Genomic DNA, 21,226 nt, shown 5'->3' on the forward strand with positions numbered 1-21,226 from the left:
CCTAGCTATAAAACGTTTAACACCTGTTCCTTTGCTTTTTCCAGTTCGTCTTTCATGCCCACCACCCATTGCTGTATGCCGGCGTCGTTGGCTTTAGAGCCGGTGGTATTTATCTCCCGGCCTATTTCCTGGAGTACAAAGTTAAGTTTCTTGCCTTTGGAGGGATCGCTTTCCTTGAGTAGCTCGCGGAAATAGCGCAGGTGGTTTTCCAGGCGTACTAGTTCTTCGGAAATATCCAGTTTTTCCAAGTAAAAAATTAGTTCTTGTTCCAGGCGGTTAGCGTCTACGTTTTCCTTGCCCACATGATCTGCCACCAGGGTTTCCAGGCGGGTGCGGATACGGTCTTTACGCAGCGGATCCAGCGTTTTTACCTTCTCGCTAAAGGAAGATATATTGTCAATCCGCAGTGCAAGGTCTGCCTCCATCACGGCGCCTTCGTCCATGCGATGGGCGTCCAGGTCGGCAATGGCGGTCTTCACAACTTCCTGCACTTCTTTCCAGTCTTCGGGGGAGAGTTGGTCGGTAGCGGGTGTTACAACTTCCGGCAGTTTCATAAGCACATTCAGCATATCTTCCTGCGGAATATTTAATTCTTCCGCGAGCGTAACGATGCCGCGGTAATAATATTTGGCAAGGTCTGTATTGATGATCACGGGGCGGGTAGCGCCGTTCTGCCTTACGCTGATAGAGGCGTCGATCGTGCCGCGCTGTAAGGACTGCTGTAGCAGATTGCGGATATCGAATTCGTAAGGTTTTAACTGGGGGGAAATCTTGAGGTTCACTTCGAATTGCTTACCATTCAGTGATTTAATTTCCGCAATGATAGTGGTTTCGCCCTTCGTTACTTCCGCGCGCCCAAAACCTGTCATAGATTTCAACATAAGATAAAGTTAAGATGGACAAACCTAGCTAAATTAGGGCAAAGCACAAAGAAACCCGCGTGGGATAGGGAGCAGGAATGAGTTACCCTAGCAATTGCGTTTCCACTTCATCCCTGGTGAGGGTGCGCATATCACCGGGTTGCATGCCTTCTACCGAAAGATGTCCTATGCGGTAGCGAATAAGGCGCAGGGTAGGGAAACCCACGGCGGCAGTCATTTTACGCACCTGCCTATTCTTACCTTCTGTGAGTATAAGCCTTATCCAGGGTGCAGGAATGCTTTTGCGGAACCGGATAGGTGGATGCCGCTCCGGCACAGCAGGCTCATGATCGAATGCCATTGCGGTACAACGTTTGGTACGATATCGCTTACCCTCTATGTTGATGTTTACCCCATGTTGTAATTGGTTGATGGCATCAGCTGTAATGGCACCGTCTACCTGCACCCAATACTCGCGGCTATGTGCGAATGTTGGGTTCAGCAGGCGGTTATTGATGGTGGTATCATTGGTGAGCAGCAATAGCCCTTCGCTGTCGTAATCCAGTCGACCCACCGGGTACACATCTTTAGGTACGCGGAAATGATCGGCCAGCGTGGCTTTGCCGGCTTCCGGGCTAAAGCGGGTCAGTACTTCGTATGGTTTGTAGATCAGATAATAAACGGGTGTCACGGGTTCTTGACTTTGGTGAACAGTGCCCAAATTAGTACTTTTGCATTACACGCTTATGGATACATCCGCACATCATCCTGGCAATCCGCAACCGCACCGCTTGTTCGCAATCTTTGCCAAAGCCGACGAGCAATACATGGAAGAGCTTAATGCTGCCATGGAATGTCATCTCTATAAGAAAGGGCAGGTTATTTTTCACGAGGGAGCTTATTCCTTCGGCATGTATGGCATTAATGCCGGTAAGATCAAGTTATCGCATAGTGGCGACGACGGGCGGGAGCAGATTATCCGGTTGGTGAAGGAAGGCGATATCATGGGATTTAAGGCCCTGCTCAGCGGTGAGCGTTATACTGCTACTGCCACCGCACTGGATGATACCGAAATCTTTTTTATCCCAAAAGACCTTTTCATCAGTGTGCTGCAAAAAGACCCCAACCTTTCCATGGAAATGATGCGCATGCTTTCCGGAGAACTTCGGAAGGCGGAAGTAAAGATTACCCAATTAGCCCAAAAGCCTGTGCGGGAGCGCCTGGCAGAAACCCTCATCTTTATTAAGGAAACCTATGGCCTGGAAGCAGATGGGCAAACATTGAATGTTCGTTTATCCCGCGAAGAGATTGCCAACCTGGCCGGCACTGCTACCGAATCGGCCATCCGTTTATTGTCTGAATTCAAAAAAGATGGGATGTTGGAACTGGAGGGTAAAAAGATCCGGCTGCTGGATATCCCGCATATCCTGAAAACAGCTAACCTGCACGACTGATCACCCTTATTTATGCCAGTATAATTTGCCTGAAACATGCTCTAGTACAATATTTCAAGAGGTTACAACGCTTCAATACAAAGACCTGTATGGGCCATCACTACTATCGGCAATTTCTTTTTTTCCAGGGCATGGTGCCTGATGAGGCCCACCTATATATAGCTTCATTTCATTAAAAATCAAACAACTAGCCTTAGGCCCGCAAGATCTGTGCAGCAACTCACATCACCTACCCCGGTTAAATGGTAAATCTGAGGCAAACGGGAAAGTGTACAGCAGTGCTAATAGGCTGTACAACACATAAAAAAAGCATTGCAGGAAAGAAGAAAGCAGTACTTATAAAAGGCTGAAATGCCCTGTTTATGCGGCTTTTAAAGGAAATAAAAAAAGTCTGACTGCGTGAACAATCAGACTTTCTTATTATGTGAATGGGTTAGTAAGTACAGGGAAAACAAATTCCCTACACAATATTAAAAATAATTTCATCACAAAAGAAAAAAAATGCAAAGAATTTTATTCACAACACTAAAAAATTTGTGGATAACAACAGGATGAAGGTATAAGCTGCAAGGTAGAAAATGCAAAGGTTGGCTTATTAAGGATGGGAATCTCCTACCTTTGTTGCACTTAACGAGGAATAATATGAAGTTCAACGAACCGATAGCAGTCAAAGAAATTGCTGCGTTCATAGGCGCAGAACTGGTTGGCAACAAAGATTTACAGGCCACCGGCATTAACGAGATTCACAAAGTAACACCGGGTGATATCTCGTTTGTGGACTTTGAAAAATATTACGACACCAGTCTGAAGTCGGCGGCTACCATTATCATTATCAATAAGCTGGTGGAAGTGCCGGAAGGCAAGGCGCTGCTGGTATTGGAAGATCCTTTCAGTGCATATGTCAAGTTGGTAAAACGTTTCCGTCCTTTTGAACCTGCCACCAAAGCCATCAGTGATACGGCGGTTATTGGTGAAGGCACCCTACTGCAACCGGGTGTTTTTGTGGGCAACCATGTGCGTATAGGTCGTAACTGCCTTATTCACCCAGGCGTTGTCATCTACGATCACACCGTGATTGGCGATAACGTGATTATTCATGGAGCAACCGTAATCGGGTCGGATGCTTTTTACTTTAAACGCCGGAAAAACCTGGAAGTGCAGTATGATAAACTGGAAAGCTGTGGTCGTGTGGTGATAGAAGATTTTGTGGAAATTGGTGCAGGCTGTACCCTGGATAAAGGAGTAAGTGGCGATACCATTATTGGCAAAGGTACTAAGTTGGATAACCAGATACACATTGGTCACGGCGTAGTGATTGGCAAGAACTGCCTAATTGCATCACAAGCTGGCATTGCCGGCAAGACCATTATCGAAGACGAGGTGATCATCTGGGGCCAGGCAGGTGTTAACAAAGACCTCACCATTGGCAAAGGCGCAGTACTCTTTGCCCAAAGCGGAGTAGTAAGCAGCCTGGAAGGTGGTAAGGTATATTTTGGCTCACCGGTGCAGGAAGCCAAGAGTAAAATAAGAGAGCTTGCCTGGGTAAAACGCATACCCGAGATGTGGGCCATGCTGAACAAAAAATAATGCTTAAAGATGCCCCAGTTATCTTCTTCCATAAACAGGGATAGGGCAATTTCCAATATCAACGAATAATAGGGTTGTTGATATTGGAAATTGCTATTTCAGCGTTATGGTAAATAGCCATTTATGTTGGATATTTTTCCTCCTGAAATTGCCATCATGAAAACAATCTGTTTATTGCTATTTTGCTGCCTGGTAGGCTGTACTACTACGAAACCCTCCTTCACTGATGCAGGCCTTTATACCGTACCCCAGGAATGGACGGCCACGCTTCACGACGGCTGGTTTAGCGCCAAAACATATAGCATCGGCAACTACACTACCAGTTCGCGGCAAAATGGCGTGGCCAAACCCGGACTACCAGTTACCATTCAACACCCCAAGGATGCCTTTTATTATACCATTTCCGGCCCTACCACCCGTCTGGCCGTGCAAACCCTTTATACCGTACAAGTGGTCTTCGCTGGCCGCGATTTGCCCTCTTTTTTGCAGAATGCTCCTGGAGATACGCCCTTCTTTTACGCCTTATTCAACGATCCTGCGCAACCGGCTGCCCGTTGGGAACTGGTGCTGCGATCCGCCAACTACCTGGAGTTGAATAAGGACAGTCCCATTGGGATACTGATGCTGGATAAAACGATCTACCGCATTACCGCGCACAACCACTTCGGTACGGTGAATGCGTATGAGAAAATCACCTATGAAATACAAGACCGGGGAAAGCCCCTGGCAGCGGTAATGCCTGGAGCGCAGCCCCGTGTGTGGATGAGTAAAATGGTGACGCCACCTCAGGAAGTATTGTTTGCCGGCGTGATCAGCGCGTTGTTGCTGAGAGGGTAAGGGTGTTGTGTAAAATAGGGATGGGAAGTTAGCGTCCGTACTCCTGCAAAAATGCTGCACAGATCTCCCGGATGGTTTGTTCCAGTGGCGTATAGGAAAAACCTGGCAGGGCTTTAAGCAGTCGCTCGTTGTTGTAGGTAACTTTCAATTGGGCGCTGCGCGCTGTTTCTTTGGTGATCAGCGGTTGCTTGCTGGTAATACGGCTTTTTATTTTTTCTATGCGCCATACTACTTCCGCCAGCCAGGGTTTTACGGCAATATGGGGTGGCTTCTTTTGCAGGGCATTTGCCATTTGTGTAAAGAGGTCCAGGTAAGACCAGTTTTCTGCGCAAACAACAAAACGTTTATTGGTGATATCACTATCCATCAGTGCTATCATAGCTTTCACCACGTCGCGCACATCCACAAATCCATTGGTGCCGGAGGTGTAATAAGGAAATTCTTTCCAGGCGTTTTTAATAAGGGCCCCAGAGCCATCGTTCCAGTAACCTGTTCCCAAAATAATGGATGGGTTTACAATAGCAGCGCTGAGTCCTTCGGCAATGCCCCGCCATACTTCTATTTCACTACGGTATTTGCTAACGGCATAGGCCGAGTTGTTCTTACTTTCTTCCCAATCTGCTTTTTCGTCTATGGGTGCATCTGTTTTGGAGCGGCCCAGTGCGGCTACAGAGCTTACATGCAGGAGTTTTTGCACGCCGGCATCCAGGCAGGCATTTACTACGTTGGCGGTGCCTTCTGCATTGGTATGAATCATACGGGTGGAGGCGCCGGCCTGGAACGAAACGGTGGCGGCCGCATGATATACATGGGTGATATTTTGCAAGGCGTCTTCCAGGCTGTATACGTCCAGTACATCACCCTTTACCCATTCCACGCCGTGGCGGATATCATGCAGGTGATCCGGTATATCGCGGCGGTACAGCGCCCGTACCGGCTTTCCTGCTTGCACCAGTGCGCGTAATAAATGACTGCCTAAAAATCCCGTTCCACCGGTAACGAAAATCATGTGAAGGTGCCGCCTTTTGTTGGCTGGGGCCAAAAGTAAGGGATATTGTTGATTTGTAGGGTACATTATACCAGGTATTATGTACAAGTCAATGGCCGGGTTAAAGTGTGTTGAACGGGGTGCCAGGGCTTGTTACAGGTAATGCACAAGACCTTGCACACGGTATAGGGTATACCGCCTTAATACTTATAAAATCCTTCGCCCGTTTTACGTCCCAGCTTACCTTGCGCTACCCGTGAAATCTGTAATGGGTGAGGCTTAAAGCGGGGAGCTTGTTCAAATGCATCATGCAGGGATTGCGACACCGCGAGGTTAATATCTTGACCAATGAGATCCATGAGAGCAAAGGGCCCCATACGAAAACCAGCACTTTCCAGCAGCCGGTCTATGGTCTTAAAGTCTGCGCCGGTGCTGCTGGCGATCTCCATAGATTCAATATAAAACTGTCGCGCCACTCGGTTTACGATGAAGCCGGGTGTATCTTTAGCGTGCACCGGTATTTTGCCAAAATTTTTTGCGAGCTGGTATAGCACATCGCCTACGTAAGGGGCGGTTTGGGGGCTGTGCACAATCTCTACCAATTGCATGCGGAGTGGGGGATTGAAGAAGTGCATGCCCGCCACACGGGCAGGATTATATACTCCTTTGGCAATAGTGGCAATAGACAGGGAAGATGTATTGCTGGCAAATACCACATCGCTGTGGTTCATTTCGGAAAGTTGGTTGAAGAGTGCGATTTTGGATGCCGGATTTTCCACAATTGCTTCTATAAAAATTTCCGCGCTGCAATCCATCAGGTTGCCTGTAAAATATAGCCGGTGGAAAGCCTTGTCTGCGGCGGCTTGCGTAAGTTTTCCCTTTTCCACAGCGGTATTCAGTTGTTGGCGGATCTGGGCCTGTGCTTTTTCCAGGGTAGCAGGCTGCACGTCGTACATAATGGTGCGGTAACCGGCCATTGCAGCCATTTGTGCAATGCCGGCACCCATGGTACCTGCCCCGCATACGCCTATGGTCTGCACTTCATCGATAGAAAGCATACGGATAATTTTAAAACGGCCACGGGCCACCAACTTCCGATTCCGGTGTATGTCCGGAAAGCCCGATGCTTGTGGCCCATGTATGCGTATTCGTTTATACCGCCCCTTCAAATTGGGAAAGGAAACGGGTATCGTTTTCTGAAAACAGGCGTAAATCTTTGATCTGGTATTTAAGCATGGTAATACGTTCTATACCCATACCGAAGGCAAAGCCGGTGTACTTATCCGGGTCTATGCCGCAGTTACGCAGCAGGTTGGGGTGTACCATTCCGCAGCCCAGAATCTCTACCCAGCCGGTATGTTTGCACACGTTGCAGCCTACGCCACCACAGATGAAACAAGAGATATCCATTTCTGCGCTGGGTTCTGTAAAAGGGAAATAGGAGGGGCGGAAACGGATGCGGGTATCTGCCCCGAACAATTCCTGCACGAAGTGGTAAAGCGTTTGTTTCAGGTCGGCAAATGATACATTTTCCGCGATGTAAAGTCCTTCCACCTGGTGGAAAAAGCAGTGTGCGCGGGCGGAAATGGTTTCATTGCGATACACGCGGCCAGGGCATATGATGCGGATGGGCAATTTACCCTCCTCCATTACACGCACCTGCACGGAGGAGGTGTGCGTACGTAGCATCCAGTCTGGGTTACGGCTCACATAGAAAGTATCCTGCATGTCGCGTGCAGGATGGTTTTCCGGTAGGTTCAGGGCCGTAAAGTTATGCCAGTCATCTTCAATCTCGGGACCTTCTGCAATGCTGAAGCCCAGGCGTTCAAATATGCGGATGATCTTATTGCGTACGAGGCTGATGGGATGGCGGGTACCCAGGCGGAGGGGAGATGCGGGCAGCGTTCCATCCACATTGGCAGCGCCCTTAGCACCGGTGTTTTTCAGGTCTTCAAATGCGGCATAGCGGTCTTCGGCCAGTAGTTTAAAACGGTTCAGCACCTGTCCGAAATCCTTTTTACGATCATTCGGTACATTTTTCATTTCGCCGAAAAGGGCTTTCACAATGCCTTTAGTACCCAGAAATTTAATGCGGTACTGTTCCAGCTCCTCTATATTTTCCGGCGTGAAGGCCGTTATTTCCTGTTCGTAAGCGGCTATTTGCTGTTCTATCTGTTCCATGATTCACAAATATAAGATAAATGACTACATGGTTGCAAGGCCCGGTTGGGCGGGTGCCTGGAAAGAAAAAAGGCCGGAAGCGGGTGCAAGCCCGGCCTCCGGCCTTTAGATCATTCTCAAAGAAATGAATTATTTGATGCCCAGCTTTTTGGCAATAGCAGCAGGCAAGGCTTTTTTATTCACCATGATGGCGGTGGTTTTTAGCTGGAAGTAAGGTTCGGAGGCATAGAAATATCCCTGGTCGAAGTTAGGTGTACCCCAGGAGTTTTTCACCCGGAAATATTTGTTGCCATTCTGGTCCTTAACCAGGCCTATGATGTGCATGCCATGATCATCCTGGGTTTCGTAGTTATCGAAAGCAAGTTGGCGCATTTCGGGGGTGATGGTTTTTTCTTTCCCGGGTTCTAGGAAGATATTTTTCCGCTGGTCGGGGGTCATATCTGCCAGGTCTGTTTCCGGAATGATGGCCAGGCCTTCTGTGAAATTGAATGTTTTTTCACTCACGTCTGCCGCCCAGGCAATGCTGTAGCCGGTGTTGATGGCATTTTCCGCGATGTTGGTAAAGTCTTCCAAGGGTACGTTGTAAACGCGTTCCCAGTTCCAGTTGTCGGGTACTTCCAGCACAAATTGTGAATAGTACGGGTGGTGGTTAAAGGAAGAGATTACTACATAATCATCGGCGTTCAGGCCCATTTCTTTAGCAAAAGACTGGGGGGTGTAGGTTTTACCATTATATTCAAAAGAAGTGGGGGGCGTGCCCATGTAGGCGTCGAGGATACCGTTGAAAGCTTTTTGCCATACGGGGTTAATATTATTTTTATCGCCCAGGCCTTTCACAAAACTTTCCAGTGCACCTTCCATTTCGGCGTGGTTGTATGTTTTTACTTTATTGCCATCATACACGCTTTGGGGCATTAGGCCATATTGGCGCAGGCAGAGCAGGTCGTCAGGGAAACCGCCACCTTCGCCGAAATTAGCTTTGCCATGCATCCGCACATAGTTCACTGCTTTCAGGGGGTACATCTGGTGTACGACAAACATTTCGCTTAGGTTCAGGCCTTTGCCTTTACCATTGCGCAATGCTTCCGATTCGAAGAAAGATAGACCTGAAAAAGACCAGCAGGTACCGGTCATGCCTTGGTTTTGCACGTCGCCCGCGTCGAGATTTTTGATAGTGGTAAACTGGTAGTGACTCCCTTCCTTGTTGGTATTTACCTGTGCAAAAGCGCTGCTACAGCCTATCAGCGCCAGGCCTAACATCCATTTTTTCATGTGGTTGATTGTGGTGGTTTTTAATAGTGAATCCGTCAAATGTAGTGGATTGACACTAAATTTCCATTGCCGCTTTACATAAACGGCATGGTTGCCAGATATACGGTTACTTACAAACCCGCATCTGTAGCGATCTGGCGGGCAAATCCTGCCCAGTCTTCCTCCACATCCTGATTGGCCATTTTGATCATACGATTATGAACAATATTGGCAAAGGGCATCGGTACGCTACTATTGGCGGCTACTTCATTCACCAGGCGCATATCTTTTTGCAGGATCTTAGGGCTGCCGCCAATGGGAAGATAATTATGGTCTGCAACGAGGCGTCCATAGTTTTTAAAAATGGGCACGGGAAACAGGGTGCTGGAAAAAAATGCATGCATATCGTTGCGGGTTATGCCGTTTTTTTCGCCCAGGGTATAGGCTTCGGCCAATGTTTCTATCATAGCTGCGATGATAAAATTGCCGCTTAGTTTCACCAGGTTGGCCGCACCAGGGTGCTCCCCAAAATCATAAATGCCTTGGCCAATGACTTGCAATATGGGCTTTGCTTTTTCCTTCGCCGGTGCGCTGCCGGCATTGGCTATCCACAACTTAGCAGCGGCGGCCACGTCTGGTTTGCCGAATACGGGGGCGGCAATGTATTGTTGCCCAAGGGCCGCATGTTTGGCGGCCAATGCATCTGAATAGTCTGGGGAAATTGTGCTGAGTGAAATATGCAGGGCATTTTTTTTCAGGTGTTGAAGCAGGCCGTCTGCCCCGTCCGAAACCTGCGCCAGAACGCTATCATCCGTTATCATGGTGAGTACGATATCTGCATTTTTACACAGTTCCGCCACGGTAGTGGCTACTGCCGCGCCGGCCTTTTGCAGCGCCGTTGTTTTCTCCACCGTCCGGTTGTATACTGTAAGTGAAAAACCAGCTTTCAAAATATTGCCGGCAATTGCCTGGCCCATGGCACCTAGCCCGATGAATCCTATTTTCATTTTTAAATATTATTAAGTATGACGTATTATGTTCACTGTAAATGCACTGCATTTCCTGATCGAATATACCGTAATGTGTGAAGAAATAAACAGGCTATACCACAGAAAGCAATAAACATGCTGTGGCAGTGCACAGGGTATTATAAAAAAAGAAGCCGGAGCAAGAATGCTCCGGCTATTACCTAAACCTACAACTGTTACACTGTTAGTAACAAAATTTTATAATGATTGCGCATTAATTCATCGTAACATGTTCCGGCGTGGTATAAGGCGCCGTGATTTGCTGGCGGATGAGGCGTTTCAGGGAAGGCTTACTCCATCCGAAACGTACCATGGCCATATCTACAATCTTGTATACCACTGGCACTACGATCAGCGTCAGGAACATAGAGCTGGTAAGGCCACCGATAATTACCCAGGCCAGTCCATTTTTAATGGTAGCCACGCCGCCGTGGGCCAGTGCAATGGGCAGCATCCCGATCACCATGGCGATGGTGGTCATGAGGATGGGGCGCAGCCGCGCATGGTTGGCCGCCACAATGGCTTCGTCTGTGCTCATGCCGTGCTCTTTCATCTGGTTGGTGAAATCCACCAGGATGATGGCGTTTTTAGCCACCAGCCCAATGAGCATGATAAGCCCCAGGATGGTAAAGATGTTGAGTGTATTATTGGTAAGCGCCAGCGCCAGCAAGGCACCGATGATAGCTAGCGGGATGGAGAACATTACCACCAGCGGATAAATATAATTATCGTACAAGGCCACCATAATGAGGTACACCAGCACGATGGAAATGATCAACGCCACGCCCAGCGTGCTAAAAGAATCGCCCTGGTTTTCCTGGTCGCCGCCCCAGATATAACCAATGCCGGTGGGCTTAGGCAGCTTGGCCAGTGCGGCGGCAAATTCTGCCTGCACCGTACCTGTAGGCCGGCCTATTACCTGGCCCTGTACCGATACGGAGGTACTCTTGTCCCGGCGCTCCAGGTGGCTGGGGCCAGCACCTTCAGTAATGGTGGCAAACTGGGAAAGGCGTACCAACTGCCCCCGGTTGTTGGTAAAGCTTATGTTGGATACGTCCTGCAGGTTTTTCCGGTTAAAGTCGTCGTAGCGGATATTGATGTCGTATTCGTAATCTCCCTGACGGAATTTGATCTTTGAATCATCGCCGGTGCCGCTAAAGGCCGTTTGCATGGTACCACCCACCACATCCAGGGTAAGTCCCAGGGCCGACATTTTATCACGGTCTACCTGCACGTTAATTTCAGGGTTACCGCCTTCCACACTCAATTTTACGCCGGTGGTACCAGGTATTTTAATCAGCAGATTCATGGCGCGGGTGGCCGCATTCATCACGCTATCCAGCGCTGTGCCAGTTACGATCAATTCTATTGGCGCACGTTGTGCGGTACCCATGATATCTACATTGATATTTTTCACTTTTACGCCAGGAAGTATATTGCGCAAAGCCACTTTCATTTTTGTAGCGAAAATGTCGGAGGCGTCTTTGCGTTGGTCTATTGGCACCATCATCACCGTTATCTCCGACTTGTAGGCGGTGGATTGGGAGGTGCCAAAGCCATCTTCACTGGTTTGGCCTACCGTGGTGATAAGGCGTTCTATTTCTTTTTGTTTACTCAGGTATTGTTCTGCCTTGCGCGTGGCCAGGTTAGTTTGTTCTAGTGAGGCGTCTTTGGGCAATTCCAGCTGTACGATAAACTGTCCGCGGTCGCCCTGTGAAATAAACTCACCGCCGATATAGCCCATGCCTATCAACGAAAACGAGGCAATAAGCAGGCTTACGGCCAACAGTATTGTCCAGCGTTTGTGATGGAGTGCTGCTTTCAGCAACCCGGTCATCCAATGGGTAAAAGCTTCGAGTTGTTTTTCAAACCAAAGAATAAATTTTTCAAAAAGATTTTTTCCAGTGATATGTTCCAGTTTTCCGAAACGGGAACTTAGCAAAGGCACAATCATAAAGGAAGAGAGAAGACTAAGCATGGTAGAGATCATCACCACTACGCAAAACTGGGTAATGATCTGGGATACCAATTCATTTGTCAGCGAAATAGGCAGGAACACCACCACAATAACCAGGGTAATGGAAGTTACGGTAAAGCCTATTTCCTTCACGCCGTCGTAAGCGGCCCGCACCCTGTTTTTGCCCATCTCCATGTGGCGGTAAATATTTTCCAGCACTACAATAGCATCATCCACAAGGATGCCCACCACCAGGGAAAGCCCCAGCAGCGACATCAGGTTAAGGCTGTAGCCGAACAGTTTAATGCCGATGAAAGTGGCCACCAGGGAGGCAGGAATAGAGATCATTACGAAAATGGCATTGCGGATGCTATGCAGGAAAAGCAGCATTACCAACGCCACTAGCACTACAGCAATGATGAGGTCATGGATTACCGAGTCGGCAGATTCCAGGGTAAATTCGCTGGAATCGTTGGCTAATACGATCTTCAATTTATTCGTCGCGTATTCTGCTTCTATGTTACCGATGGCTTTCTTCACTTCTTCACTTACCGTTACGGCGTTGGCATCGGTTTGTTTTTGTATTTGCAGCGCAATGGCATTCTCGCTATTCACGCGTGCAATACGTTCTGCATCTTTTACGGCGTCCTGCACGTCGGCCACGTCTTGCAGTCGCACCTGGGTACCATCATCCAGTGTAGTGAGTACCAGGCCACGTAGCTGGTCTACCGTTTTATATTTACCCGCCAGGCGCACCAATATTTGCTGATCTGTAGTTTTTACTTTACCAGTGGGAAAATCCAGGTTAGCATTTGTAATGATTTGGCGTATGGATAATATAGATAGGTTATGGGCCTCCAGTTTTTTGGGGTCAATGTTCACCTGTATCTCTCTTTCCTGACCGCCGATCAGGCTCACCTGTGCCACGCCTTCCAGGCGGGAAAGCAGGGGCTGAATTTTTTTATCCACCAGGTCATAAAAGGCCTTATCATCCATGCTGGCGGTTACCGACAGGGTGATGATGGGCAGGTCTTCCAGGGAAAATTTATTGAGGGAAGGCGTTTTGGCGTCCGTGGGCAAATCGGATATGATCGAATTCACCTTTCGTTGAGCATCCTGCAATGCCAGGTCTGCATTGGCGCCGTTATTCAGTTCTACCATTACCACAGAAACACCTTCTGATGATTTGGAGGTCAGTTTTTTAATCTTCTCCATAGAAGACACGGCGTCTTCCACCTTCTTTGTTATGGAGCTTTCCACTTCGTTGGGCGATGCGCCGGGATATACGGTGGCAATCGTTACGATAGGTAGAGAGAACTTGGGCAGTAGTTCATAGTTGAGTGATTTATAACTGATCACACCCAGCAGCGTGAGGATGGTGAAAATCACCACCACAATGGTAGGCCGCTTGATGGAAATTTCTGTAATGTTCATGGTTCAATATTTTGCCAGGCTGCCCTGTTTTATTTAGAGGAGGTCACCATTACTGTAGCGCCGTCGGTAAGGTTTATCTGTCCGCTGGTGATGACCGATTCACCCACCTGCAGGCCACCACGGATTTCTACCTGCTCACCATATATGTGGCCGGCCGTCACGGTTTTCAGTTTGGCGATGTTGCCTTCCATTACGTACACCTGATTACTGTTTACGCCACCCACAAAGGCGGTACGGGGTATCATGATCATCGGCGTAGATACGGTGCTACCAAAGTGTGCGCTGCCGTACATGCCCGCTTTCAGCGGTTTTCCCTGGATGTTGATGACTTCCATTTCCACCGGGTAGTTCAGTGAGTTATCGCCCTTGGCAGCAATAAAGGTGATCTTTGCATTGTAGCTTACCTCGGGATACACATTGCAGCTCACTTTTACGGCGTCGCCGGTTTTCAGGGTTACCACCTGGGATTCAGGTACGCTTACACTGAGCTTCAGTTTGGATACGTCTACAATGTCGAACATTTTATTACCTGGACTGAGGTAGGCGCCCTGTTCCACGTATTTTTTATTAATGGTGCCGGAAATGGGCGCCTTCACATACGTGTCTGACACGCGGCGGCTGGCGGCTTCCAAGCGGCTCACGGCCAGGTTATATTGCAGGATGGCATCGTCTACCTGTTTCTGAGTCACACCTCCAGTGGTAAAAGCGCTTTCATACCTTTCTTTATCTACTTTCAGTTGGGCAATGTTGGCCTTGGCCGCATCCAGATCTGTACCCAAAATCTGATCGTCTACACGGGCTATCTGCTGGCCCTGTCTTACAACGGAACCCTCATCTACCATGAGTTTTAGGATACGGCCACTGGTCTCAGACAGGTAAGTTAGTTCCCGGATAGGCTCAAAATTTCCATTGGCGGAAAAGCCCTGTGAAAAATCGGTTTGTGCCACTTTGGCTACGAGTACCGGCACATCGCCTGTGTTACTTTGTTTTACAAAATCGGTCTTTGCGTCGTTCTCCTTTTTATTAATATTAAGCTTCCAGACGATCAGGGCCAACGCGGCGATCACCAGCACGCTCCAGAGTAGGATCTTTTTCATGAGTGTTTTGTTTTCGTATGTGCGTATAGGTTCCGTTTAAGTACGGCGGGTGATGTAATTAGTTTAACAACGTTTTTAAATTACCATTTGCTTTAATGATATCCAGTTCTGCCAGTTTGTATTGCAGCAATGCCTCATTGTAATTGTTCTGGGCCTCGGTGAGCGAAGTCTCCGATTCCAGCAGGTCTGTAAGGCCCGCCAGGCCTAGTTTGTAATTATTTTGCGTTGCGTAATACACCTCCTGGGCCAAGTCTACGTTCTCTTTTTGCGAGCGGATAGTACTTAGGTTATTCTGCACCTGCAAGCGGGCATTATTGTATTGTGTATTCAGGGAGATGTTGGTAGCTTCTATCTCTTTACTTAGTTGTTTCAAGGTCACGGTGGCCTGTCCTACGCGGCTGCGGCGGGCAAAACCATCGAAGATGGGTATTTTCAGCGTAAGCCCTGCTGCGCCGGCGCTATACCAGGAGGCAGTGGAATTTGATTCAAAAAGATCAAATTTATTACTTAGTCCATTCCTGGAATAGTTAGCAAACAATTGAAGGGAGGGATAATACTCTGCCTGATAGGCTTTTTTCTGAAGTTGTTGCAATGCTTCTTCTTTTTTCAGCAGCAGGTATTCTACGCGGTTGTCCAGGTGCATGGCGCCAAAATCTATGGGAGAATCGGTATGCTGGGCAATCTCCTGGAAGGAGGCTTCCGGTAGGGTGATGGAGGCGTCTATTGGCATGCCCATCGTTTGCTTCAGCAGGTTGTAGGCCGTTTCCAGGGCGTTTTGCTGCGTGGTAAGTTGTGTTTTATAATTCACAAGGTTCACTTTAATACGATCCAGGTCTATTCGTTTGGCCAGCCCGTTTTTCACTTGTGAATCGGTGCTTTGTACCAGGGTGTCCAGTTTATGAATGTTGGCCTGTAGTACTACAATTCTTTCACGTGTCACCAGCACCTGATAATACAACTGGCTTACATTATAAATAACATTTTCCTCGGTTTGCGCCGTTTGTAACTTGTAATACTCGCGGCCTGTGCGGGCAGCTTTGAGGCCGGTAAAAACGGTTTGGTTAAAGACCTGTTGCGTTAAAGTTGCCTGGGCCATCGCGTTATGGGTAAGGGAAGCGGCGAGTAATACAGTTTTTCCGGGTTGCCCTAGGAAATCGCCGGGAATGGGGATAATCTGTTTCTTAAAATTATTGGTGTACTGCCCCGTTCCGTCTATTTGAGGCAATGCCTGTGCGCGGGTTTCCTGTACTTTCAGGTCGCCCATATCTTCATTTAATTTTACCTGGGCCAATTGCTGGTTGTTGGCCAGCGCATATTGCAGGCATTGTTGTAGCGTAAGCGGGGTCGTTTGGGCGTACCCATTCGTTATCCCCAGCCCGGTAAAGAGCAGTAGGGATAGTGTCAGCCTTTTCATTGCTTTCGTAGTTTGTGTTTTGTAAGCCTGTAGTGTATGTCAGGCTTAGGTAGTAGGGTGCGACGGTGATCTTTATTGGGCCGCTACAGCCAAGTCCCGGTAATTGCCGGCAACTTCCATGCCTTTCAGCGTGGCTACTCCCTGAATATAATGCCAGGTAAGTTCTGTCATCACTTCATGCGAGTTGTATTGGGTGGCAGGAAATTGTTCCGGAAAATACACCGATTCCATTTGCAACTGGCGCATGCGAGCTATTACATCTAAATTTAAGTTATTATGGAACAGGCCTTCAGCAACACCCCTATCGAGATTTTTGCGGATGGCCGGTAAGGTTGTTTTCTGTTTAAACGCATCTACCCTGGCCCATGCATCGGGGTGGTACTTGCGGAGTTCATAAAACATTACCGGGTTAATGGCCTGTGCAAATTGCTCGCTGTATTGTAATCCTTCCAACAATTCCGCGATGGCATTAGCGCCGGTTTCGGAGCAGTGCGTAAGCTGCGAGCCGCGCTGATGCAGCAAGAAATCGATCGATTCATTGATCAGGGCGTCCTTATCGGTAAAATGTTCATACACCGTTTTCTTGGAAATACCGCATTCCCGCGATATATCGAACATCGTCACACTTTTCATTCCATAGGTCCGGAACAGCCGCAGTGCGGTGTCTAAGATTCGTTCCCGTACGTTCATCTGTTATTCTTTGTATTTAAGTCCGTTGATAAATATCTTGGCGATTGCGCGCTGTTGTTGAATGATTTTTAAAAAGTTGTCTTTGGAGTGTACATCCATAGGTGGTATTCCGTCTGTGATTACGTAACGGATGCCTTCCATGGTGTCCTGGTATAATTGGGCAATAACATTGGCATTTTTTAACTGAAATTCGCCATGCGCATGGCCAGCCTCAAAAATGCGGGTAAGCAGGTGCAGTTCCCGGTTGCGAAACTCTTGGAACTGTTCTGAAGTAATAAGTTTTTTTTCCTGGATAATTTTAAAGATTTCCAGTTGACAAAACCTGCAGCCAAATTCATATTTGATATCCAAAATATTCAGCAAAGTGTGGGAGGCACTCACCATTTTGGTCATTTCTGTTTCAACGGCTTGGAACAAGAGTTCGCTAATCCTTTCCAGCACAGCCATATGAAGGCCATGCTTATCGGGGAAGTAATAATACAAAGCGGCTTTGGAACAGTGAAGATCTTCAGCAATCTCGTTCATAGTGGTTTTGCCGGCACCATAATGAATGAAGCGCTTAAGTGCCGCATCCAATATTCTTTCTTTAGTATCGTCCCGGTTATCCGTTGTGATCATGTTACTTTCTGACTTTTTTCGTTACAAAGTCAAAAGTAGAACAAAATCCCAAATTGCTAAGTTAAGTTGGTCACTTAAGGTCTTTTTGACAATAAGCTGACAAAATAAACCGGTATTAACTAATGGGTTTCTGCGCATGACTTGCTGGTAAAAAGCCTGGAAAACGAGGAAAAGCCCTCCTAAAAGATGGTGAAAAATAGAAGTGGTGCGGGGAAAATAAAGTGGGCTGGTAAAAGCTTTGATGACAGGCTAGCTTCCTGTTAAAAGATAGTGAATACGAGGGATCTCATTTTTTTTAATCAATAATTTTCATTCAATTTACTGCGCTATCGTGGAAGCGATGCGTAAAGCTATTCCCGGAAAACAAATGTTTTCCTGTTCAATTAAAATTTACAGAATGTATGGCTATTATTAACCTTCAGAAAGGTCAAAGGATCGACATTGGTTTGCAACACATCAGTGTAGGCCTGGGATGGAATCCTAACGAAGGTACCGGCGCTGCATTTGATCTTGATGCTTCGGCATTTATGATCGATGCCCAGCGCCTTATACCCACGGAAGGCTATTTTATTTTTTACAACAACACCGATTCGCCTGATACGGCCCTGCATCATTCCGGCGACGATCCTACCGGTGGCAATAGTGCTGGGGGTGACGATGAGACGATTAGTGTGGAGCTGGGCAAAGTGGATGCTAGCATACAGGAAATTTTATTTGTGGTAACCATTCACGATGCTGCCGGCCGCCGTCAAAATTTTGGTCAGGTGCGGGATTCCTATATTCGCGTAGTGGATGCGATCAATGGACAGGAGATAGCAAAGTACGAATTGGGAGAAGATTTTTCAGTGGAAACCGCCGTGGAATTTGGCCGCTTATACCGTCGTGATGGTAAGTGGAAATTCGAAGCCTCTGGTATCGGTTATAAAGAAGACCTGGCCTATTTTGTGGAAAAATATTATAAAGGTGCCATTCAAAAGTAAGCCGTATTATAGCGTATGCCTATTTGCCTGCTTTCTTCATTTTCAATATAACTGCTCTGTGCAAGAGCTCGCCGGGCGCTCATTTCACGTATGTTAAGCTATACAACTCAATTTATTTATTATGGCAATTAATTTGGTAAAAGGTCAAACTATAGACCTCCGTAAAAACGACCAGGGCGAAAGTTTCGACCTGTCTTCTGTAACCATGGGCCTGGGCTGGGACGTTCGAAAGAAGTCTGGCGGTTTCCTCGGAAAGCTGCTGGGTGGTAGCCAGGAAGATTATGACCTGGATGCCGTGGCTTTCCTGCTCAATAGCAATGGTAAAGTGGCAGACACCGGCCGCACCGCCTCCACCACAGATGGCCGACAGGTAGCGTTGTACCAGGGAGATGTAGTGTTCTTTAATTCCCAGAAGCATCCTTCCGGCCAGATATGGCTTACCGGCGACAACCGTACCGGTGCCGGCGATGGAGATGATGAACAGATTGTTGTGCGCCTGGACTCGCTGGATGCCAAATATGATAAGATCGTATTTCTTGTAACCATTTACCAGGGCCGGCAGAAAGGCCAGCATTTTAGCATGGTGGAAAATGCTTACATCCGCGCGGTAGATGCGCGCGGTAAGGAAATTGCGCGTTTTTCCCTGAGTGGCGATGCTACTTATAATGGTATGTGCTCTCTCGTATTTGCAGAAGTATACCGCAAAGACGGTGGCTGGAAATTCCGGGCGCTGGGTAATCCAAATGCAACGGATAATTTTGTGGAGATTCTTAAAACACAATATTTATAATTACTGATGACAGGACTCAAGCATATTTCATTCGATCTTTGGTACACGATTATAAAATCTGATCCGGACTACAAGCCAAAACGTAATCAACTTTTTGCCGACATGTTTGGCATTACGCGAAGCATAGACGAGATCAATACCCAGTTTAAATATTTCGATGTGCTGATCAATGTGATCAATGAAAAAACTGGGGGGCAGGCTACGTTTTACGAAATATATTACTACCTGCTGGCCGCGCTGGGCGTGGATATCCGCCAGGTGGAGCCAGCACAGCTGGATGCATACTATACCGCTTCGGAAAAATTATTTTTTGAACATCCTCCGGTGCTGATGGACCCCCAAACACCTGCATTATTTCAGGAACTGCGCAACCTGGGTTATACCATCAGCCTGCTGAGCAACACGGCTTTCATAAGGGGATCTACCCTGCGCCAGTTGATGCCCGACTGGGGCCTGGAAACCTTTTTTGATTTCCAGTTGTATTCCGATGAAGAAGGTACCAGTAAACCATCTTACCAGTTTTACCAGCTTATGTTCGACCGGGTAAACCAACTCTACCCGGCTACCAAAGACCAGATTTTGCACGTAGGCGACAACCCCGTAGCAGATGTGGGCGGCGGAGATCAGTTTGGAATAAAAACGTTGTGGCTGCCTCCAGGCACAACGCTTACCACGCTTTTGAAACCTGCTGTATGTTCACCCGTTTTGCCAAACACTATATAACCGATGCCACGAATTTGCCTTTTGAACCAGCCCAATATAGCCGGTTTAAATTTGGCGATGGCCGCCAGGCGTCCGTCTTTGGGCGGGAGCTGGGCCAGGCTTTTGTAAATACGCATGCAGCCTGCCTGCTCCAACATGAGGAGGTGGTGCTGGTACCTAGTCCATACGATGCCATTCCCACGGCATCATATGCTATGGCACAGGCGTTCTTACAGGAAGTGAATTGTTTTTTGTACCAGCGCGAACGTAAAACCCTGCTGCAATCTAAAATACACCGTTACAAAACCTATACGGTGGATTATGGCAATTTAAATGCGGAAGAGCGTTTGCAACTGATCTCTTCGGATGCCTATCATCTCGACCGTTTTTTCCTGGAAGGCCGGTTGGTATTGTTTCTGGACGACATCTGCATTACCGGCAGTCACGAGGCTGTGATCCGGCGCCAGGTAGAAAAGGCGGGGATAAATGGACATTTTATGTTCCTCTATTACGCTATGTTGCAGAATGAGCGCATAGCGCCCGACTTTGAAAATTATCTGAATTATTATGACATGGCTGGTGTGGAACAGATTGCCATGTTATGGCAGCAGCCTGGATATGCCATGAATACGCGGGTTATCAAATACATTTTGAAAAGCGAACCGTTGGCCCTGCATACCTTTCTGCCGCAGGCCAATGGCGCACAATTGCAGCAGTTAGTGCATTATGCCGTGGGCAATAACTATCACCTGCTAGACGATTACCGGAACAATTTGAATATTATCATTAAATTTATTCAGTATGGCAATTAATCTTCAAAAAGGGCAGCGCGAGCAAATCGGCGCCACTAAATTTACGATAGGCTTGGGATGGGATGTGAATGCCAGCGCCAGCGGCGCCGCATTCGACCTCGATGCATCCGTTTTTCTCCTGGGAGCAAGTGGTAAGATCCTGGCCGATGAATACTTCATTTTTTACAACAACAAAACATCGCCCGACGGTGCTGTAACCCATACCGGCGATAACCTGACAGGTGCCGGGGATGGAGACGACGAGCAGATTGTAGTAGACCTCAGCAAACTGAATCCCGCCGTGGAAGAGATTTGCGTGGTGGTTACCATCCACGAAGCCGCCGACCGTAAACAAAACTTTGGGCAGGTGCGTAATTCCTTTATCCATGTGGTAGATGATAAAAATGTGGAGCTAGTGAAATATGAACTGGATGAAGATTTCTCTATTGAAACAGCCGTAGAGTTTGGCCGCATTTACAAACGCAATGGTTCCTGGAAATTCGAGGCCGTGGGCGTGGGTATGAAAGGCGGGCTGCAAGACTATTTAAACAAGTACAATTAATTTAT

General features: G+C 47.7%; 20 protein-coding genes. 8 read left to right on the top strand and 12 right to left on the bottom strand.

Translation table 11 applies throughout. From position 1 onward, the window contains the following. Nucleotides 1–5: 5 nt before the first annotated feature. Together GA0116948_RS04105 and GA0116948_RS04110 are read right to left on the bottom strand one after the other, a co-directional pair. Nucleotides 6–881: a YicC/YloC family endoribonuclease gene (locus GA0116948_RS04105; RefSeq protein ID WP_089709319.1), complete on the bottom strand. Its 876-nt coding sequence runs from the start codon at nt 879–881 to the stop codon at nt 6–8. Nucleotides 882–963: 82 nt separating this feature from the next. Continuing rightward, the gene (locus GA0116948_RS04110) at nt 964–1,551 is read right to left on the bottom strand and encodes a pseudouridine synthase (protein ID WP_089709321.1); all 588 of its coding nucleotides are present in this window, start codon (nt 1,549–1,551) and stop codon (nt 964–966) included. A 55-nt stretch (nt 1,552–1,606) separates the two neighbouring features. Here GA0116948_RS04110 and GA0116948_RS04115 point away from each other — a divergent pair, with 55 nt between their 5' ends. The 3 genes from GA0116948_RS04115 (at nt 1,607) to GA0116948_RS04125 (ending at nt 4,738) form a co-directional block, all read left to right on the top strand. Continuing rightward, nucleotides 1,607–2,314 carry a Crp/Fnr family transcriptional regulator gene (locus GA0116948_RS04115; RefSeq protein ID WP_089709323.1) on the top strand — a complete coding sequence of 236 codons (708 nt, stop codon included), beginning with the start codon at nt 1,607–1,609 and terminating at the stop codon, nt 2,312–2,314. Between the two features lie 642 nt (nt 2,315–2,956). Further along, nucleotides 2,957–3,901, top strand: coding sequence for a UDP-3-O-(3-hydroxymyristoyl)glucosamine N-acyltransferase (locus GA0116948_RS04120; RefSeq protein WP_089709325.1), 945 nt, complete (start codon nt 2,957–2,959; stop codon nt 3,899–3,901). A 156-nt stretch (nt 3,902–4,057) separates the two neighbouring features. Next, nucleotides 4,058–4,738 carry a hypothetical protein gene (locus tag GA0116948_RS04125; RefSeq protein WP_123891752.1) on the top strand — a complete coding sequence of 227 codons (681 nt, stop codon included), beginning with the start codon at nt 4,058–4,060 and terminating at the stop codon, nt 4,736–4,738. A 28-nt stretch (nt 4,739–4,766) separates the two neighbouring features. Here the strand turns inward: GA0116948_RS04125 and GA0116948_RS04130 are convergent, their stop codons facing one another. The 10 genes from GA0116948_RS04130 to GA0116948_RS04175 all read right to left on the bottom strand — a co-directional run bounded on the left by GA0116948_RS04130 (nt 4,767) and on the right by GA0116948_RS04175 (nt 17,396). Continuing rightward, on the bottom strand, nt 4,767–5,747 hold the full coding sequence (locus GA0116948_RS04130) for an NAD-dependent epimerase/dehydratase family protein (RefSeq protein ID WP_089709329.1): 981 nt from the start codon (nt 5,745–5,747) through the stop codon (nt 4,767–4,769). 179 nt (nt 5,748–5,926) lie between these two features. Beyond that, the gene (locus GA0116948_RS04135) at nt 5,927–6,784 is read right to left on the bottom strand and encodes a 3-hydroxyacyl-CoA dehydrogenase NAD-binding domain-containing protein (RefSeq protein WP_089709566.1); all 858 of its coding nucleotides are present in this window, start codon (nt 6,782–6,784) and stop codon (nt 5,927–5,929) included. A gap of 94 nt (nt 6,785–6,878) precedes the next feature. Beyond that, entirely contained in the window at nt 6,879–7,907 is a 1,029-nt protein-coding gene (gene pheS / locus GA0116948_RS04140) for a phenylalanine--tRNA ligase subunit alpha (protein WP_089709331.1), read from the bottom strand. Between the two features lie 129 nt (nt 7,908–8,036). Beyond that, nucleotides 8,037–9,179 carry a C1 family peptidase gene (locus GA0116948_RS04145; RefSeq protein ID WP_089709333.1) on the bottom strand — a complete coding sequence of 381 codons (1,143 nt, stop codon included), beginning with the start codon at nt 9,177–9,179 and terminating at the stop codon, nt 8,037–8,039. A gap of 110 nt (nt 9,180–9,289) precedes the next feature. Then, nucleotides 9,290–10,165, bottom strand: a complete 876-nt coding sequence (locus GA0116948_RS04150; protein WP_089709335.1) for an NAD(P)-dependent oxidoreductase — start codon at nt 10,163–10,165, stop codon at nt 9,290–9,292. A gap of 235 nt (nt 10,166–10,400) precedes the next feature. Further along, nucleotides 10,401–13,577, bottom strand: a complete 3,177-nt coding sequence (locus GA0116948_RS04155) for an efflux RND transporter permease subunit (protein WP_089709337.1) — start codon at nt 13,575–13,577, stop codon at nt 10,401–10,403. Between the two features lie 29 nt (nt 13,578–13,606). Further along, entirely contained in the window at nt 13,607–14,674 is a 1,068-nt protein-coding gene (locus tag GA0116948_RS04160; RefSeq protein WP_089709339.1) for an efflux RND transporter periplasmic adaptor subunit, read from the bottom strand. A gap of 58 nt (nt 14,675–14,732) precedes the next feature. After that, a complete protein-coding gene (locus tag GA0116948_RS04165) occupies nt 14,733–16,088 on the bottom strand; it encodes a TolC family protein (protein ID WP_089709341.1) in 1,356 nt (451 codons plus the stop codon). A 72-nt stretch (nt 16,089–16,160) separates the two neighbouring features. Beyond that, on the bottom strand, nt 16,161–16,778 hold the full coding sequence (locus tag GA0116948_RS04170; protein ID WP_089709343.1) for a TetR/AcrR family transcriptional regulator: 618 nt from the start codon (nt 16,776–16,778) through the stop codon (nt 16,161–16,163). A 3-nt stretch (nt 16,779–16,781) separates the two neighbouring features. Beyond that, on the bottom strand, nt 16,782–17,396 hold the full coding sequence (locus tag GA0116948_RS04175) for a TetR/AcrR family transcriptional regulator (protein WP_089709345.1): 615 nt from the start codon (nt 17,394–17,396) through the stop codon (nt 16,782–16,784). A 401-nt stretch (nt 17,397–17,797) separates the two neighbouring features. Here GA0116948_RS04175 and GA0116948_RS04180 point away from each other — a divergent pair, with 401 nt between their 5' ends. The 5 genes from GA0116948_RS04180 to GA0116948_RS04200 all read left to right on the top strand — a co-directional run bounded on the left by GA0116948_RS04180 (nt 17,798) and on the right by GA0116948_RS04200 (nt 21,221). Further along, complete coding sequence (locus tag GA0116948_RS04180; RefSeq protein WP_089709347.1) at nt 17,798–18,376, top strand: TerD family protein; 579 nt, start codon at nt 17,798–17,800, stop codon at nt 18,374–18,376. A gap of 121 nt (nt 18,377–18,497) precedes the next feature. After that, nucleotides 18,498–19,166, top strand: coding sequence for a TerD family protein (locus GA0116948_RS04185; protein ID WP_089709349.1), 669 nt, complete (start codon nt 18,498–18,500; stop codon nt 19,164–19,166). A gap of 6 nt (nt 19,167–19,172) precedes the next feature. Next, nucleotides 19,173–19,889: an HAD family hydrolase gene (locus GA0116948_RS04190; protein ID WP_089709351.1), complete on the top strand. Its 717-nt coding sequence runs from the start codon at nt 19,173–19,175 to the stop codon at nt 19,887–19,889. After that, nucleotides 19,859–20,680 carry a phosphoribosyltransferase family protein gene (locus GA0116948_RS04195; protein WP_089709353.1) on the top strand — a complete coding sequence of 274 codons (822 nt, stop codon included), beginning with the start codon at nt 19,859–19,861 and terminating at the stop codon, nt 20,678–20,680. Before GA0116948_RS04190 ends, GA0116948_RS04195 begins: the two co-directional genes overlap by 31 nt. Beyond that, nucleotides 20,670–21,221, top strand: a complete 552-nt coding sequence (locus GA0116948_RS04200; protein WP_089709355.1) for a TerD family protein — start codon at nt 20,670–20,672, stop codon at nt 21,219–21,221. Before GA0116948_RS04195 ends, GA0116948_RS04200 begins: the two co-directional genes overlap by 11 nt. Nucleotides 21,222–21,226: the final 5 nt, after the last annotated feature.

The organism is Chitinophaga costaii, from assembly GCF_900094705.1.
Taxonomy (GTDB): Bacteria; Bacteroidota; Bacteroidia; order Chitinophagales; family Chitinophagaceae; genus Chitinophaga; species Chitinophaga costaii.

Excerpts from the sequence above, each read along its gene's own strand:
- GA0116948_RS04105 (WP_089709319.1), bottom strand. The coding sequence starts at position 881 with ATGTTGAAATCTATGACAGGTTTTGGGCGCGCGGAAGTAACGAAGGGC.
- GA0116948_RS04115 (WP_089709323.1), top strand. The coding sequence starts at position 1,607 with ATGGATACATCCGCACATCATCCTGGCAATCCGCAACCGCACCGCTTG.
- GA0116948_RS04120 (WP_089709325.1), top strand. The coding sequence starts at position 2,957 with ATGAAGTTCAACGAACCGATAGCAGTCAAAGAAATTGCTGCGTTCATA.
- GA0116948_RS04125 (WP_123891752.1), top strand. The coding sequence starts at position 4,058 with ATGAAAACAATCTGTTTATTGCTATTTTGCTGCCTGGTAGGCTGTACT.
- GA0116948_RS04130 (WP_089709329.1), bottom strand. The coding sequence starts at position 5,747 with ATGATTTTCGTTACCGGTGGAACGGGATTTTTAGGCAGTCATTTATTA.
- GA0116948_RS04135 (WP_089709566.1), bottom strand. The coding sequence starts at position 6,784 with ATGCTTTCTATCGATGAAGTGCAGACCATAGGCGTATGCGGGGCAGGT.
- pheS (WP_089709331.1), bottom strand. The coding sequence starts at position 7,907 with ATGGAACAGATAGAACAGCAAATAGCCGCTTACGAACAGGAAATAACG.
- GA0116948_RS04145 (WP_089709333.1), bottom strand. The coding sequence starts at position 9,179 with ATGAAAAAATGGATGTTAGGCCTGGCGCTGATAGGCTGTAGCAGCGCT.
- GA0116948_RS04150 (WP_089709335.1), bottom strand. The coding sequence starts at position 10,165 with ATGAAAATAGGATTCATCGGGCTAGGTGCCATGGGCCAGGCAATTGCC.
- GA0116948_RS04155 (WP_089709337.1), bottom strand. The coding sequence starts at position 13,577 with ATGAACATTACAGAAATTTCCATCAAGCGGCCTACCATTGTGGTGGTG.
- GA0116948_RS04160 (WP_089709339.1), bottom strand. The coding sequence starts at position 14,674 with ATGAAAAAGATCCTACTCTGGAGCGTGCTGGTGATCGCCGCGTTGGCC.
- GA0116948_RS04165 (WP_089709341.1), bottom strand. The coding sequence starts at position 16,088 with ATGAAAAGGCTGACACTATCCCTACTGCTCTTTACCGGGCTGGGGATA.
- GA0116948_RS04170 (WP_089709343.1), bottom strand. The coding sequence starts at position 16,778 with ATGAACGTACGGGAACGAATCTTAGACACCGCACTGCGGCTGTTCCGG.
- GA0116948_RS04175 (WP_089709345.1), bottom strand. The coding sequence starts at position 17,396 with ATGATCACAACGGATAACCGGGACGATACTAAAGAAAGAATATTGGAT.
- GA0116948_RS04180 (WP_089709347.1), top strand. The coding sequence starts at position 17,798 with ATGGCTATTATTAACCTTCAGAAAGGTCAAAGGATCGACATTGGTTTG.
- GA0116948_RS04185 (WP_089709349.1), top strand. The coding sequence starts at position 18,498 with ATGGCAATTAATTTGGTAAAAGGTCAAACTATAGACCTCCGTAAAAAC.
- GA0116948_RS04190 (WP_089709351.1), top strand. The coding sequence starts at position 19,173 with ATGACAGGACTCAAGCATATTTCATTCGATCTTTGGTACACGATTATA.
- GA0116948_RS04195 (WP_089709353.1), top strand. The coding sequence starts at position 19,859 with ATGTTCACCCGTTTTGCCAAACACTATATAACCGATGCCACGAATTTG.
- GA0116948_RS04200 (WP_089709355.1), top strand. The coding sequence starts at position 20,670 with ATGGCAATTAATCTTCAAAAAGGGCAGCGCGAGCAAATCGGCGCCACT.